The following is a 15,173-nucleotide window of genomic DNA, read 5'->3' as shown; positions in this document are numbered from 1 at the left end:
CTACCCTTTCGGGTTGCTGACCCGGCCGAGGAACAGGATCGTGTTGGTCGGGTCGTGGCGGATGGCGAACAGGAACGGGTGATCGGCCTTGAAGACCTTCGGCTTGGCCGGCGCGGACCGGACGCCGACGACGACGCCGGTGGCGGCGGCCGCCTCGGTCCCCTCCTCGTTCACGTCGCAGTACGCCTTGTGAACGACGGCGGTGATCGCGAGCTTGCCTTCGGGCATCTCCGTCACCATCCCGGAGAAGTCGGCCTTGTCGAGGTCGAACGCATCGGCCATGCCCATCTTCGCGAGCGTGTCGTTGAGGCCGTACTGCGTCTCGACCTTGAACTTCGGCAGGTGAATCTGCACGTCGCCGACCCCGCGGACGCTGCCGACGGCCTTCGCCCACGAGTCGTGGGTGAGCTTCGATTCCAGGTCGGCCAGCCCGTCCGCCTTCCGGGGCAGCAGTACGAGCATCGACGTTTGTTTCCCACTGTACGGCAGGTGGAGGAGTTGGAACTCGTCCGTCTCGTGCAGGGCGGCGGGCGACTTCTGGACCATCATCGGCACGGCCTGCTTCGTGCCGTCGGCGAGGAGGAACGGGGCGTCCGTCGTGGCCGCCTTCTGGAACGGCGTCTCCCACGTCCCCTTGTAGTAGACCGCGTTCGCCAGGACCATTCGCGTGAGGCTGTTGATGACGCCCTTCGCGAACAGGTCCTTGATCTTGTCCCGGGTCCGCTCCTCGACCCACTTGTTGATGGCCAGCCGCGTTTCTTCGGCTTGCGTCTTGAAGTCGGCCTCGTTAACGTCCGACTGGAACGCGCTCTGGACCGCCACCTTGAACTCGTCCCGCCACGGGTAGCCCTTCTGCGCCCAGATGGCGTTCGCCACGTCGAGTTGGAACGGCCGCACCCGCCGCTGCGGGGCGTGGGTTTGCCCGATCAGGTCGCGGAACTTCTCCTGACCGACCTTTCCGCCGTTGTCCTGCAGGTGCAGCACCTTCGCCATTTGAGCGAGTGTTTCGCCCTTCGCACCGGCCGCCGTCATCGACAGTGCGCAACTGATGCTGAACGGCGAGACGAAGACGTTTCCCTTGTGCGACCGAAGCTGCTTGTACAGGTCGAACGCGAACGGGTTGACGCCGGTGGCGACGCCGAGGTTTTCGGCCGGCTTCATGGCTTGCACTCGCGGCAGCATCGCGCCGGCGGTCAGCAGACCGGCGGCGGAAAGGAACTTGCGACGGTCGATCATCATGACGTGGGATTCCTGACGGGCACTTGGGACATCGTACACCCGTAACGACGACGCCGGGAAGCGACCGTGCGCGGGGCGTTACAAAGGCGTTGCAGTGGAAACGAAAAGCCCCGGCACGTTCGTGCCGGGGCTTTCGCGCGTGCTGCGGGAATCAAAGGTCGAGCGGGGCGATGTTCGAGTTGAAGAAGTGGTCGAGCGCTTGCTTGCTCGCGTCGCCGGTCTCGAAGCCCTTCATGAAGTATTTCTGCCGCTGGTCGGCGCGGCCGTGGTTGAACGACTCCGGCCATGCCTTGCCGCGCATCTTCTTCTGAATCCGGTCGTCGCCGATGGATTGGGCCGTCTTGATAATGGAGTCCATGTCGGCGCGGTTGAACAGCCGGGGGTTCTCTTTCGCCGCATGATGCGCCCACACGCCCGCCAAGTAGTCGGCTTGCAGCTCGAGCCGGATGCCGCCGTTTTCCCCCTCCCGGGCGCGGTACTTCTCCAGCATCGCGTTGTACCCGATCAAGTTCTGGATGTGGTGACCTACCTCGTGGGCGACGACGTAGGCGCGGGACGCGTCGCCCTTGTCGCCACCGAGCTTTTGTTCCAATTCGTCGAAGAACGTCGGGTCGAGGAACACCTTCTTGCTCGCCGGACAGTAGAACGGCCCGACCTCGGACGGCGCGACGCCGCACCCGCCGCTGTCCACGGACTTCGCGAACAGCACCATCCGCGGCTGCTCGTACTCCTCGCGGAAGTTCTGCCGGAACAGCCGGTCCCACACTTCTTCCGTCGAACCGAGAACCTTCCGCGAGAAGCGATAGTGCTCGTCCTCGGTCGGGGGCGGGCGGTCCTTTTGTTGCTGGTCGCCGAGCCGGCCGCCGATCTTGTCGATGACGGGCTTCACCGCCCGCGGATCGACGCCGAGGAAGTACGCGATCGCCACAGCGACGAGCGTGAGGACGCCGCCACCGGCCGCGACTGCCGGCCCTGCGGCGCGGCGGTCTTCGACGTTCGAGCTTTCCCGTTGCCCCTGCCAGTCCATGTTGCGACTCCGTGAGAGAGTTTAGACGGCCTGCGTCACCGCGTTCTTCTGCAGGTCTTCGAGATCGACGTACTCCAGCGCGGAGATGTGAGTCGCTTCCAGCACGACCGGTGCCGCCACGCCGGATTCCAGCGATTCTTTCCAGCGAGTGACGCAGACGCACCACCGGTCGCCGGGCCGCAGGCCGGGGAACCCGTAGTGCGGGTTCGGCGTGCTCAGGTCGTTGCCGATGGCCTTCTGGTGCGCGAGGAACTCGGCCGTCACCTGCGTGCAGACGAGGTGCAGGCCGATGTCGTCGTAGCCGGTGTCGCAGCAGCCGTTCCGGTAGAACCCGGTGAGCGGCTTCATGGAACACGGTTGGAGTTGTCCGCCGAGGACGTTCTTCGCCGCAGGCATGATGATCCCCCGATGATTGCAGGCGAAGGTATTTTAGGTCGGCAGCAAGTCCTTCACGGCGTCTTTCTCTTCGAGCAACTCGTTGAGCGTCTTCTGGAACGCGGCTTGGCCGAAGCCGTCGAGCTTCACCCCCTCGACGACCTTGTACCCGCCCTTGCCGTCGGTCGTGACCGGGTAGCCGAACACGAGGCCCTTAGGCACGCCGTACTCGCCGTTGGAAACGACGGCGGCGCTCGTCCAGTCGTTCTTCGGCGTGCCGGTGACGAAGCTCTTGACGTGGTCGATCGCCCCGTTCGCCGCGGACATGGCGCTCGACAGGCCGCGGGCTTTGATGATCGCCGCCCCACGGTTCTGGCACTGCGGCACATATGTTCCTTCCAGCCACGCGCGGTCGGTGATGACCTCGGTGGCCGGCTTCCCCTTGATCTTCGCGTTCGTGAAGTCCGGGTACTGGGTGTTCGAGTGGTTGCCCCAGATCGTCACGTTCGTCACGTCCTCGTTCTTGACGCCGGCCTTTACCGCGAGCGCGGACACGGCCCGGTTGTGGTCGAGCCGGGTCATGGCGTGCCACCGGTCGGCGGGAATCTCCCGGCCGTTCGAGTACGCGACGAGGCAGTTCGTGTTGCACGGGTTGCCGACGATCAGGATGCGCACGTCGGCCGCGGCGTTCTTCGCGAGCGCCTTCCCCTGGCCGACGAAAATCTTGCCGTTGAGGCCGAGCAGGTCCTTGCGCTCCATCCCCGGCCCGCGCGGGGCCGCGCCGACGAGCAGCGCCCAGTTCACGCCGGCGAACGCCTTGTTCGCGTCGTCCGTCACGACCACGTCGAGCAGCGTCGGGAAGCCGCAGTCGAGCAACTCCATCGCGTTGCCTTCCGCGATCTCCAGCGGCTGCCGGGCGGTCGGGTTCGGCGGCGTCCAGCCGTCCTTTTTGGGAATTTCGAGCAGATGCAGCACGACCTTCGTGTCGGCCCCGAACACCTCGCCGGACGCGAGCCGGGCGAGCATGGCGTAGGACACCTGCCCGCCCGCGCCGGTAACGGCGACCTTGATCGTCTTGGACATGGTGATTTTTCCCGTGGGGTGAGTCGGCGAGAAATCGCTGCCGTCAAGCTATGAGCCGGACGCGGTGACTCAAGGCCCAACTATATAGCCGCCGGCTTGCCGGCGGGGTTTTGGGACTTCAAAACCCCGCCGGCAAGCCGGCGGCTATATAGGGAGCGATTCTCAGCTCAACCCGCGGATCGGGTCGGCGTGGTAAAGAAAGTGCGGGCGGTTCTCGGTGTCGTGCCACGCCGCGGTTTTCGGGATGCCGAGCGCCTGGTAGATCGTGGCCGCCATGTTCTCCGGCGTCTGCGGGTCGGTCGCCGGGTACGCCCCCTTCGCGTCGGACGAGCCGACGACGCGACCACCCTTCACGCCGCCGCCCGCCAACCACAGTGATTGCACCGCGCCCCAGTGGTCGCGGCCGGGCAGCTTGTAGTGCTGCGGGAGCGTCGTGATCTTCGGCGTGCGGCCGAACTCCCCGGCCATCACGATCAGCGTTGAATCCAACAAGCCCCTTGCGGACAAGTCATCCAGCAACGCGGATAGCGCTCGGTCGGTCGGCGGGAAGAGCCTGTCCTTCAGGTGCGGGAAGGCGTTGCCGTGGGTGTCCCACGTCTCATTGTTGCCGAGGTTCACTTGCACGAGGTTCACGCCCGCCTCGACGAGCCGCGCGGCCATGAGCAGGCTCCAGCCGAAGGCGTTCGCCCCGTACCGCTCGATGTCCTTCGGCGCGGCCCGCTTCAAGTCGAACGCGGCGCGGACGCGGCGGTCCGTGAGTAGCGACACGGCGTCCCCGCGGGCGCGGGTGATGGCGCTTTCCACGGACGATTCCGAGTCGAGTTGCCGCCGCTGCGCGTCGATGTGCTTAAGGATGTCCAGCCGGGCGTCGAACCGCGTTCCGTCCACGCCTTCCGGCAGGCTCAGGTTCGGTAGTAGGAACGACTGGCGCTTCGCCGCGAACGGCCGCTGCTGGTGGTCGAACTCGTACTGCGGGAACGCGCCGTACGCCTTCGGCTCGAACGCCGACGCTTCGAGGAACCACGGATCGCGGTGGCGGCCCATGACGCCGGCGAACTGCCCCGGCAGCGTGCGGCCGCTGTTGTGGACGATCTTGTCCGGCAGCACGACGGCCGGCGGCAGGTTGTTCCGCGGCCGGGTGACCGCCCCGACGACCGCCGCCAGCGACGGGTAGTCGGTCGGCTTCGGCTTCGTCGCGTCGAACCCGACCGGGGCCTTCGACTGGCCGGTCAGCATGATGTGGTGGCCGAGCGAGTGATCGTTCGACGGGTGCGTCAGCGACCGGACCAGCGCCCACCTGTCGGACCGCGCGGCCAGCTGCGGCAGGTGTTCGCAAATCCGGACGCCCGGCGTCTTCGTGGCCGTCGGCTTGAACTCGCCGCGGATGTCGGCCGCCGCGTCTGGTTTGAGATCGAAGCTGTCGTGCTGGGCGAGGCCGCCGGAGAGGAAGACGTAGATGACCGACTTCGCCTTGAACTCGGCGGCACGCAGCTGTGGCAGGTGTTCGAGGCCGAGGCCGAGCAGACCGACGGTTCCCGCCTGAATCGCGGTGCGGCGGGTGAACGTGGGATGGCGCGGCGTCATGGACGAGCCTCGCGGTGGGATGAAGCGAGGAGGAAGGTAGGTGGTGTGAGTATGTGCGATGACGGTGTAGGTTTCAAGTTTAATGTCGGCCCCGACGCCGGCGAACACAGAGCCCGACTTCCGAAGTCCGGCTTCGACTTCGGAAGTCGATCCCGCGCGGCGGCTCGTGCGGACACGACGAACGCCTCGGCCCCACTCGACTTCCGAAGTCGAAGCCGGACTTCGGAAGTCAGCCCGCTCTACTTCAACAACCACTCGACGACCCTCTCGTCCTTCAGCGCCTCCGTTGCGTGCGTCAGCTTGCCCGCCGCGCCCGCGGCCGTGTACGCGGCTTTCACGAACGCATCGGCCGGGGCGTTGTGAACCAACACTTCGCCCGGCGCGCACAGCCCAATGAACGACGCCATCCCGCCGAACTTCCGCGCCCCCGGCAGCAGCATCGCGTCGCCGGTCGTCGTGACTTTGTCGAAAGAGAACTGATTGCCGTCCGCAGCCAGCTTCGTCACCGCGTCGCCCGCCATCGCCTTCGCCAGGACCGCCCACGGCCCGGCCTCGCCCCAACCCACGAGATGCAGCGTCTTCGCCTTCAGCATGGACTTCCCGAACGCGATCAGCGTCAACACGTCGTGGACGCGGTTCGCCAGCAAGGAGCGGTTGTAGCCGTACGTGTACCCGGCGAACGTCGCGTTCACGGCCCGTGAGTCGCCGCCGGCCTGCTCGCCGACGCCGAGCACGTCGCCGGCCACGACCGCGTACCCGGCGTCTACCAGGGTCTTCAGCGCCGGGTCGAGATTGCCGTCGGCCATCACCGACGCCTTGCCCTTCGGACTCACCCAGATGACCGCCTTCTCCCCGGAATACTTCGGGCCGAACACGCCCACGCACGGCATCGCGTCCTGTTCCGTCTGCCGGCCGAGGACCGCCCGGTGCATGACGAAACCGTCGTGCTTGGACTGAAGCGGCCCCTTGCGGACGGCGACCTCCTTCGGCAGCTCGCTGTTCACCATCGCCCGCAACGCCGGGCCGACCGCGTCGCGGAACTTGCCGAGCGAGGCCGCGTCCGTCACGGCGCGGATCGACTTCAGCCACGCCTCGTCCCGCGCCGTCATCACCTTCCGTAAGGCGACGACATCCTTCTCGCCCTTCGGCCGCGGGTGCTGGTCGTCGTAGACGCTCAGCTCCTTCACCGGCAGCGGCGCGAACGGCGGCTCCTCGACCGGCCCGTCCTGCCCCAACAGGTGCTTGCGGAACCACGCGTACATGAACTCGCGGGCCGGCTGGTTGTAGTTGTGCCCGTACTCTAGCCACGCCTTCGCCTCGACGTTTTCCTGCTTACCGTACAGGCCGTACAGTTTCTTCAACTCCGGCAGGCCGTAGCCGTCCTTCAGGAAGTTCTGCGTCCAGTCCTTCGCGCACGACATCGCCAGCGGCTTCGGCGCGAACAGCGCGGCGATCTCGACGTTCCCGGTGTTCACGCGGAGGAGCGAACAGTTCTCGCAAACGCACCCGCCCTGCATCTGGGCGGACACCATCACGGCCGGGAACGCGGCCGCGAGCCGGTCGTCGATGCCCGCGAGGACGAACGTCTGCGTGCCGCCGCCGGACGCGCCGGTCATGCCGATCCGCTTCGGGTCCACGCCAGGCAGCCCTGAAACGAAGTCGAGGGCGCGGACGCTGTTCCACGTTTGCAGCCCCATGATGCTCTGGCTCCGCAACTCCGCTTCCGCGTCGTCCAGCCCGCGGCGGTGGTCGAGCGCCTTGCTGTCCGCGTACCCGATCATGTCGTACTGGAACACGACGAACCCGAGCCTCGCGAGCGTGATCGGGATCGCCTGCATGAAGAACTTCGCCCGCTCCTTCGACGCCTCGGCCTTCGTCTTGACCGACGTTTCCGCCTCGGCGTCCTTCGCGACCTCGAACCGGCCGCCGGCCCAGTGCCCGTGCGCGAACAACACTGCCGGCCGAGGTGTCTGACCCGTGCCCGCGGGCCGGTACAGGTTGCCGGAAACTGAGTGCCCCGGCTGGCTCTCGAAGTGGACCTTCTCGACGGTGTACCCGTCCCGCTCGACTTTGCCGTGGACGACGGGGTTTAGCGGCGTCTTCTCCGGGAGCGGCCACAGCCCGTTCGCGACGAGCAGTTGCTCGCGGAGCTGCGTCCGCCGGGCCTCCCACTCGGCGAGCGTCTTCGGGACCTTGAACGGGAAGTAGTCGTCGAGCGTCTTGAGCTTGCCGAGCCGGTAGTCGGTCGGCTTGTCGGTGGCAGAGAACAGCTTCGTCGGGTCGTCGGCCGACGCCGGCGGGCAAAGGTAGAACGGGGCGGCGGCGGACGTGGCGAGCATCTGGCGGCGGGTCAGCATGAGGTGGTCCTGGGGTGGGATGTGACACGAGGGTACGCGGCCGGCGGGCCGGAGTCAACCGTCGGCTCCCCTTGCCGGGCGGTCGGGCGGCTGAGATGATACGATCTACGCGCGGGCGAGTGGCGGAACGGCAGACGCCGGGGACTTAAAATCCCCTGACCGCAAGGTCGTGTGGGTTCGAGTCCCACCTCGCCCACCTGAACGACAAAAGGCCGGGGCGTTTCGCCCCGGCCTTCTCGTTTCGTCCGCCGCCCGTCAGCCCGCGGGGAAGATGCCCACGTCCACCGGGTCGAACTCGCTCGGCGCGGCCGTCGATTGCTCGTCGAACGCGAACACCTGAATCTGCCGGACGCCGTCCGCCCCAATCGCCCCGGCCCCGACCCGCCGGCCGGCCCGGTCCGTCTGTGCCCCGGCGAAGAACGACCCGATCGTCGTCGGGACGGGGAACCCGTCGTCCCGGCGGGGGTTGAACACGCTGATGACCGGCCCGCCCCGCGGGCCGGACGCGGTCAGGATTTGGAACTGCTCGCCGCCGCGGAGGTCGGCCAGGGACACGGCCACGCCGCCGCGGAGCGTCGAGTCGTAGGCGAAGTAGTTCAGCACCGTCTTGTCCTGCACGAAGTCGTACAGGCTGACCCGCGGCCCGCCGCTCTGCCCCGCGCCGACGAGGATTTGCGCGTACCCGCGTCCGCTGGCGTCCTTCGCGTCCAGGTACAGACCGCCGCGGAACGTGCTCTCGAAGATCATGATGCTGCGGAGTTCCTTGCCGTCCACGCCGTCGAACACCTTGATGACCGGCCCGCCGCCGAACCCGGCGGTCGTGATGAGGTCCGCCTGCCCGTCGCCGGTCACGTCGGCCACGGCCGTCCGGACGCCGCCGGTGAAGCTGACCTCGAACGGCTGGGCGGTGAACCGCTGCGTGCCGTCCGCGTTCTTTGCGATCACGATCGGCAGGTTCCCCGGCAGAATCCGGTCGGCGGTGAACAGGGCCGGGGCGGTCCCGGCCGCCACGGCCACGCTGACCGTGTTCGAGGTCGCCGTCGTCGTCCCGCCGGCCGCCGGCGTGAACTCGGCCTTGAGGCTCCGCGTGCCGGTCGAGGCGAACGTCGTCGAGAGCAGCGCCCGGCCGTCGAGTACCCGCGTCGAGCCGAGGACGGTCGTTCCGTCGAGGAACCGGACCGTCCCGTTGGCCGTGTTGTCGCCGGACACGTTCGCCGTGAGCAGCACTGTGCGGTTCGCGGTCGCGCTCGTCCGGGACGACGACAGCACCACGGTCGCCGGGCCGGGGGCCGTGACGTTGACCGTCACGGTCGTGGTGTCGAAGTTCTGCGGGTCGTTCAGCGACGACGCGCGGTTCGTGTTGTCACGGACGCCGACGAGCAGCTGCACCGACCCGGTGAACCCGCTGGCGGCCGTGACGGTCAGCTCGCCGGTGGCGGGGTTGACGCTCGTGGTCACGTTCGCCGGCGTCCCGAACAGGTTGCCGGGGACGCCGACGCGGTACGTCAGGCTCGCGTTGTCGCCGTCCAGGTTCACGACCGGGAGCGCGACCGTCTTCGAGCTGCCGGACGTGACGGTCACCGTCGAGACCGGGTTCAGGAACGGGCGGTCGTCTGTCGGGTCGGTTACCGCGTTAACGGCGAAGCTCGTGGACTTCGACGAGTTGTCCCCGTCCACGCCGTTCACCGTGATGTTCGCCGACCCCGTGAACCCGTTCGCCGCCTGGACGCGGAGGACGCCGTTCGCCTTGTCCTGGATGATGGTCGCGCTCGTGATGGTCGTCGGGCTGTCCGGGAGCGAGATCTCGCCGGTCGTCGGGTTGGTCCCGACGTTGTCCTCGATGATCCGCGTGAACGTGTCGAACCCGCTCGTCAGGACCCCGAAGATCGTGTGGTTGAAGTTCAGGTTCTGCGGCCGCCCGCCGGTCGGGGAGGTCAGCGGCACGTCGATGTCGGTGATGAAGAACTGCGTCCCGTTCGCGTCGTCCTTGGCGTTCGCGTAGGCCAGGATGCCGGGGCTGTTGAACGTGAAGTCGGCGTTGTACTCGTCCACCAGGTCCGGTTGCGTGCCGGGGTCCGACGCCGTGTTGTTCGACGACCCACCCTGAATGACGAAGTCGTCCAGGACGCGGAAGAAAGTTCGGTTGTTGTAGAACCCGGAGTTGACCAGATCGACCGTCCGCTGCACCGCGAGCGGCGCGGCCTCGTTGAACAGCCGGAACGTCAGCGTGCCTGTGAACGCCGCCCCGGTCTTGTCCGTCCCACTCACGTTTAGTTGCAGCGTCTGGCCGGCCGGCAGCACGCTGACCGAGACGTTCGAGTTGCTGCTCGCGGCGGTGAAGTTCGTCGTGCCGTTGACCGTCGCGGTGTTCGTGACCGGAATGAACAGCGGCTTGTTGTTCGAGAAGTCCTGGTTGCCGATGGACGCCAGCGACACCGCCGGGACTTCGCGGGTTTCCAACTGCTCGGCCGACAGGCGGGCCGCGGGCGACTTCTTCGCGGGGCGGTTGGTCTTCGGGGCCAACCATCGGGAGATGGCTCGGAACGGCATCGCGGGGACCTCGGTGCTGTACGTAACGGAGTTTCTGCTACGAGTACGACGATTGTTCGGCCGGACCGGTTGTGCGGCATCGGCGAAAATGGCCGGTTCCCGTCAGGGTAGCCGACCACTCCCGCCCCCGACAAGAACCGACTCGCGTGAATCCTACACACAGATAGGCACGAATTGTCGTTACAACGGGAACAAACCCGATGTTCGGAACAGATTCGCGAATCAACCGCGATTCTCACAGAATCAACGACCCGGTTCGCGAGGCGACCGTGCCCGTTTAGGGTCACCCGAGGCGGCTCATCTTCACCGCCCCGCGGACGACGGTGGCGACCGCACGGCCCTTCACCTTCCACCCGTGGAACGGGCTGTTGCGGCTCTTCGACTTGAACTCCTTCTCGTCGATCGTCCACTCGACGTTCGGGTCGATGACCGTCACGTCCGCCTTCTTGCCCACCTGCAGCGTGCCGCGGTCGATGCCGAGGACCTTCGCCGGGTTGACGGTCATCTTCTCGATCATCTGCGGCCACGTCAGCACGCCGGCGTGGACGAGGAACGTCGCGCACAGCGGCAGGAACGTCTCCAGCCCGATGATGCCGTTCGGCGTCTGGTCGAGTTCCTTCGCCTTCTTCTCCGGCGCGTGCGGGGCGTGGTCGGTCGCCAGCACCGAGAGCGTGCCGTCCCGCAGCCCATCCAGGATCGCGTCCACGTCACGTTGCGTCCGCAGCGGCGGGGACATCTTGTAGTTACTGTCGAACCGCTCGAGTTCCTTGTCGGTCAGGATGAAGTGGTGCGGGCACGCCTCGCCGCTGCACCGGATGCCCTTCTTGATCCCCTGGCGGATGAGATCGACGCCACCGGCCGTCGAGACGTGCAGGATGTGGACCTTGCCGCCGGTCAGCTCCGCGAGCATCACGTCGCGGGCGATCATGATGTCCTCGGCGACGGCCGGCATCCCCCGCAGGCCGAGCCGCAGCGACACCTCGCCCTCGCTCATCACGCCGCCCTGCGTGAGTTCGAGAATCTCGGCATGGACGAGGATCGCCTTGTCCCACATCTTCGTGTACTCGAGCGCCCGCCGCATGATCTCGGCGTTGAACACCGGCGACCCGTCGTCGGTGAACGCGACGGCCCCGCCGTCCACGAGCTTGCCGATCTCCGCGAGTTCCTTCCCCTCCCGGCCCTTTGTGACGGCCCCGATGGGGAAGACGTTGCAGTTCCCGGCCCGCTTCGCCTGGAGGATGACGAACTCGGCCGCGTCGCGGGTGTCGAGCGGCGGCTCCGTGTTCGGCATGCACGCGACCGACGTGACGCCGCCGGCGATGGCCGCCCGCGTGCCGGTCTCGATGGTCTCGTCTTCCTCGCGGCCCGGCTCGCGGAGGTGGACGTGCATGTCGATGAGGCCGGGCGACACGATCATCCCGGAGCAGTCGAGGACCTTGTCCGCGGGCTTCGGCGGCGAACCGAGGCCGCCGACGTGGATGTCGTCGATCCAGAGGTCGGTGACGCGGTCGAGGGACTGCGACGGGTCGATGACCCGCCCGTTGCGGAGGTGGAGCGTAGGCATGGCGATGTTGTAGGAATTGACGTTTAGCGTGCGACCCGTCGGGTCGCACGCTAAACGCACACTTCGATGGTGAGGAAGTTGTCCGGCTCCTTGGCGTACAGGGCGGCCGCCTGCCGGAGCGTCTTGATGCGGTCGGCGTGCCAGGGGTTTTCGAGTTGCGGCAGCGCGTCCGGGTACGGGAACTCGCGGAGGTGCTTCTCCTGGATCAGCATCGCCCGAATCTTGCGAATCCGCTCCTCGCCGACCAACTCGCACGTCAGGAACAGGGCGTACTTCACCTTCGTGACCGGCAGCCCGGCGTCGTGCTTGACCTGTCCGGCGGAGAACCGCTCGGCCACCTCGTTGAGCGCGAAGTTCAGCAAGTACCAGCGGTCGGCTTTCTCGATGGGCAGGATCGGCGCGTCGGCGGTACACCGCTTCGCCGCGTCCAGCACCTTGTCGATGGCGACCTGGTTCAGGAACACCGTCTCGATGGAGTCCTCCATCACGGTGCGAATCTTGAGGTAGCCGTCCGCGAAGATGTTGAGGCTGACGATGACGCGGTTGAAGAACTCCTTCTTCCGCCACTCGCGGCCGGCCTTCCACTTCCCCCACCACCGGCCGAGCAGGAACGACACGGCCGAGATGAGCGCCCCCGCGATCAGGGCCGGCAGCTTCTTGACCGCCTCGTCGAGAACGTCGGCGGGGAGTTGGGAGAAGAGAAGCATGGGGTCTGGGGGCTAGGGTCTGGAGTCTGGCTTGCACGTCTTCTTATGCAGACCAGACCCCAGACCCTAGCCCCCAGACCCCGCTCGTCACTGGCCGCCGAACAGCCCGATGTAGAACGCGAACACCTGGCGGATGTCGCTGTCGGTCTTGTTCAGCGGGAACGCGAAGTCGAACGCCACCGGGACCGGGCCGAGGGCCGGGATTTGCACCCGGAACCCGAAGCCCGCCGAGACGCGGTAGTCCTTGATCGACACGGTCCGCTCGACCGTGCCGTGGTCGAGGAACGTCACGAAGAACAAGGAGTCCTTCGCGTTCAGCGGAATCTGGTATTCGAGCGTGTTCAGGAACGAGAACGTGCCGCCGACACTGTACTGGTTGCCGAACGACGAGATGTCGGCCGGCCCCATGCCGCGGAAGCTGAACCCCCGCATGCTGCGGAACCCGCCGGCGAAGAACCGCTCGAACACCGGGGCGTCGGTGCTCGTCGCCGACACCTGCGACCGCACGGCGAACACGTGCTTGCCGCTGCCGTCCTTCCGCTGGAGCGCCTCGCTGGAGAAGAACTTCGTGTACTCGATCGTGCCGATGGGGATCGTGTAGTCGCCGAGGACTTGCTCGTAGGCGATGTCCAACACGCTCCCGGTTGTCGGGAACACGTAGCTGTCGCGGGAGTCGCGGACGATGCCCGGCCGCAGGCCGAGGACGGTCGATTGCCCCTCGTCCCGGCGGATCGAATCCGGGGCGTCGCCCGGCAGACGCTTGACCGTCACGCCCTCGAAACGGGTCGTGAAGTTCGCCCGCCAGAACAGGTCGAGCCGCCGGTCGAGGCTCACCCGCGCGCCGACCCGGTCCTCGTCGTACTCGGCGAACCCGCGGTTGTAGTAGTAGGCGCTCGTGGACAGGCCGTAGTTGCTGTTGAACAGGTACGGCTCGCGGAACGTCACCGAGTACCGCTGGAAGATCGTCCCCGGCTGCGCCTCGATGCGGAGTTCCTGCCCGGCGCCGCGGAACGCCCGGCCGTTCAGGAAGTCGTCCAGGCTCGTCGGCACGCGGAGGATGTCGAAGTTCCGTTCGTTGATCGCGATGTTCCCGGTCAGGCCGCTGTTCGAGTTCACCGCCCCGCCGAGCAGGAACTGCCCGGTCCGCGTTTCCTTCACGGTGACGATGATGTCCTTGAACGTGCTGTCCACGTCGCTTTGCCGGACCTCAACCGTCGGCGGCGCTTCCATGTCGAAGATACCGCGGCGGAACAGGTTCAGCCGCGCGGCTTCAATCGACGGGTACTGGAGTACCTGCCCCTCGCGGATGCCGGCCATGCCGAGTTCGTTGCGGATGACGCTGTCCATCGTGACTTCGTTGCCGCGGATCTCGATCCGGCCGATGCGGTCCGGCTCGCGGAGGAGCGGGGCGTCGGCCGGGACCTGGTGCGACACCCGGCGGACCGGCGGCACGTTCGACGCGGCCGCCTCCGGGTCGCGGGGCTGCGGCTCCAGGACTTGATAGATCACGTCCACGAACCCCGGCTTGCCGGGGACGGCGACCCACTGCTCCTCGACGATGACGTAGTACCCGCGGTAGCCGTAGTAGTTCTTCATCCGCGTGGCGTCGGTCTGGATCACGTCTCGGTCGTACCGCCCGCCCGCCTTCAGCTCGATGAGCTTGCCGAGCGTCTCGTTGTTGAACAGCTTGTTCCCTTCGAGCCGGATGTCGCGGACCGTGTACGCCGCGCCCTCATCGACGTGAAAAATGACCTCGACGCTGCTCAGGTCGCGGGACGGGATGATTTCTTCCTGTACGCGGGCTTCCAGGTAGCCGAGCTTGTGGAAGTAGTTGATGACCTTCTTCTTGTCGTCCTCGATCTGCATCGGGTTGTACTTGTCGTTGATGAACCGCACGAGGCCGTACACCGGGGCCTTCACGGTCAGCTGCGTGGCGACCCGGCCGGACGACGTCTGCTTGCACCCGCGGATCGACACGCGGCTGACCTTCACGACCGGCCCCTCGACGATGTTGAACACGACCCGCGTGTCGGTCAGCTTCTCGCCCTCGACGAGCCGGACGGTCGCGAACCCTCGGCCGTCCTCCTTCAGCTTGTTCTCGATGATCTGGGCGGCGGCCAGGTTGAACGACGGGTTGAGGGCGCTGCCCTTGCGGATGCCGGTGAGTTGCAGGAGGGTGTCGTTGCCGAGGTGCTGCGCGCCGACGAAATGCACCGACTGCACGGTGTTGTTCAACTCGATGACCTGGACGTAAACCGTGACCTTGCCGTCGTTGGAAACGGTCGTCGAAACCTCGACGCCGCCGGGCGCGAACCACTTCGTCGCGATCAGCCGGCGAACGTCTTCTTGAACGACCACGTCGTCGTAAGCCTTGCCGGCCCGCGTCTTCATCTGGCCGAGGATGTGTTCCTTCGGGTGGAGGCGGTTGTTCACCGGCACCACTTCGGCAATGACCTTGCCGATCGGCGATTCGCCGGCCCCGACGGATCGGACGAGCAACCCTGCGGTCACCAGAACCACGGCCAGCAAGCCAGCGCGGGCGGGTCGGACGGTCATCGGTCGGCTCCCCCTAACCGGCGCGTTCCCTGCGCCGGCGGCGGGGCGAATACCGGGACGGGAAAAAAGTGTCAAGATCGGCTAGATCGGCTATCTTCCCAGGCGGTTCGCGGCTATGAATTCGGTCGTCC

10 protein-coding genes and 1 tRNA gene are annotated in these 15,173 nt (G+C 66.7%); 1 reads left to right on the top strand and 10 read right to left on the bottom strand.

Annotated elements, in window-relative coordinates:
- From AC5JJ2_RS27615 to AC5JJ2_RS27590, 6 genes are all read right to left on the bottom strand, one after another.
- A complete protein-coding gene (locus AC5JJ2_RS27615; protein ID WP_495861284.1) occupies positions 1-1,239 on the bottom strand; it encodes a serpin family protein in 1,239 nt (412 codons plus the stop codon).
- 151 nt (positions 1,240-1,390) lie between these two features.
- Complete coding sequence (gene ypfJ, locus AC5JJ2_RS27610) at positions 1,391-2,266, bottom strand: KPN_02809 family neutral zinc metallopeptidase (protein ID WP_495861283.1); 876 nt, start codon at positions 2,264-2,266, stop codon at positions 1,391-1,393.
- A 21-nt stretch (positions 2,267-2,287) separates the two neighbouring features.
- Positions 2,288-2,662, bottom strand: a complete 375-nt coding sequence (locus AC5JJ2_RS27605) for a DUF2237 family protein (RefSeq protein ID WP_495861282.1) — start codon at positions 2,660-2,662, stop codon at positions 2,288-2,290.
- A 33-nt stretch (positions 2,663-2,695) separates the two neighbouring features.
- Positions 2,696-3,724 carry a malate dehydrogenase gene (locus tag AC5JJ2_RS27600; protein ID WP_495861281.1) on the bottom strand — a complete coding sequence of 343 codons (1,029 nt, stop codon included), beginning with the start codon at positions 3,722-3,724 and terminating at the stop codon, positions 2,696-2,698.
- Positions 3,725-3,886: 162 nt separating this feature from the next.
- On the bottom strand, positions 3,887-5,308 hold the full coding sequence (locus AC5JJ2_RS27595; RefSeq protein ID WP_495861280.1) for a DUF1501 domain-containing protein: 1,422 nt from the start codon (positions 5,306-5,308) through the stop codon (positions 3,887-3,889).
- A 239-nt stretch (positions 5,309-5,547) separates the two neighbouring features.
- Positions 5,548-7,665: an alpha/beta hydrolase gene (locus AC5JJ2_RS27590; RefSeq protein ID WP_495861279.1), complete on the bottom strand. Its 2,118-nt coding sequence runs from the start codon at positions 7,663-7,665 to the stop codon at positions 5,548-5,550.
- Positions 7,666-7,778: 113 nt separating this feature from the next.
- On the opposite strand from AC5JJ2_RS27590, the gene AC5JJ2_RS27585 reads away from it, so the two are divergent.
- Positions 7,779-7,861, top strand: a tRNA-Leu gene (locus tag AC5JJ2_RS27585).
- Between the two features lie 59 nt (positions 7,862-7,920).
- Here the strand turns inward: AC5JJ2_RS27585 and AC5JJ2_RS27580 are convergent.
- From AC5JJ2_RS27580 to AC5JJ2_RS27565, 4 genes are all read right to left on the bottom strand, one after another.
- Positions 7,921-10,215, bottom strand: coding sequence for a peptidylprolyl isomerase (locus AC5JJ2_RS27580; RefSeq protein WP_495861278.1), 2,295 nt, complete (start codon positions 10,213-10,215; stop codon positions 7,921-7,923).
- A gap of 283 nt (positions 10,216-10,498) precedes the next feature.
- A complete protein-coding gene (locus AC5JJ2_RS27575) occupies positions 10,499-11,779 on the bottom strand; it encodes a dihydroorotase (protein ID WP_495861277.1) in 1,281 nt (426 codons plus the stop codon).
- Between the two features lie 50 nt (positions 11,780-11,829).
- Positions 11,830-12,486 (bottom strand): hypothetical protein, encoded by a 657-nt coding sequence (locus AC5JJ2_RS27570; RefSeq protein ID WP_495861276.1) that lies wholly within the window; start codon positions 12,484-12,486, stop codon positions 11,830-11,832.
- A gap of 87 nt (positions 12,487-12,573) precedes the next feature.
- Complete coding sequence (locus tag AC5JJ2_RS27565; RefSeq protein ID WP_495861275.1) at positions 12,574-15,042, bottom strand: BamA/OMP85 family outer membrane protein; 2,469 nt, start codon at positions 15,040-15,042, stop codon at positions 12,574-12,576.
- Between the last annotated feature and the right edge of the window lie 131 nt (positions 15,043-15,173).

Source organism: Limnoglobus sp. (assembly GCF_059499385.1).
This window is presented reverse-complemented; position numbering and strand designations above follow the sequence as displayed.